1 protein-coding gene is annotated in these 724 nt (G+C 62.3%); it reads left to right on the forward strand.

Features of this window, described 5'->3' with window-relative positions:
- Positions 1-724 (forward strand): HD domain-containing protein (locus B3797_RS00020; RefSeq protein WP_311790018.1); only part of this gene is annotated, 724 nt, incomplete at both ends.

Raw genomic sequence — 724 nt, forward strand, 5'->3', positions numbered from 1 at the left:
CAGATGCTGCTGCAGCTGTTCGACGAAGCGATTCTGGCGCTCTCTACCACTGAAAAACCCCGCCCGCTGGACGATACTTTCCAGCTGCGCGGCAATCTGATCGACCTGCGCGACGAAACGCTGTTTGAGCGCGAGCCGCAGGCGATTATGCGCATGTTCTACGTGATGGTGCGCAACGAGAATATTCGCGGCATCTATTCAACCACGCTGCGCCAGCTGCGCTACGCGCGCCGCCATCTCAAGCAGCCGCTGTGTCAGATCCCGGAGGCGCGTCAGCTCTTTATGTCGATTTTGCGCCATCCCGGCGCGGTCAAACGCGCCCTGCTGCCGATGCACCGTCACAGCGTGCTCTGGGCCTATACGCCGCTGTGGGGACATATCGTCGGACAGATGCAGTTCGACCTGTTTCACGCATACACCGTCGACGAGCACACTATCCGTGTGCTGCAAAAGCTGGAGAGCTTCGCCAGCGAGGCGACGCGCCCGATGCATCCGCTTTGCGTCGAGCTTTGGCCGCGCCTGCCGCAGCAGGAGCTGCTGTTGATGGCGGCGCTGCTGCACGATATCGCTAAAGGCCGCAACGGCGATCACTCTATTCTCGGCGCGCAGGATGCGCTGGAGTTCGCCGAGCTGCACGGCCTGAATTCGCGGGAGACGCAGCTGGTCGCCTGGCTGGTACGTCACCACCTGCTGATGTCGGTGACCGCGCAGCGCCGCGATATCC

Source organism: Pantoea sp. UBA5923, assembly GCF_002431095.1.
Classification (GTDB): Bacteria; Pseudomonadota; Gammaproteobacteria; order Enterobacterales; family Enterobacteriaceae; genus Pantoea; species Pantoea piersonii.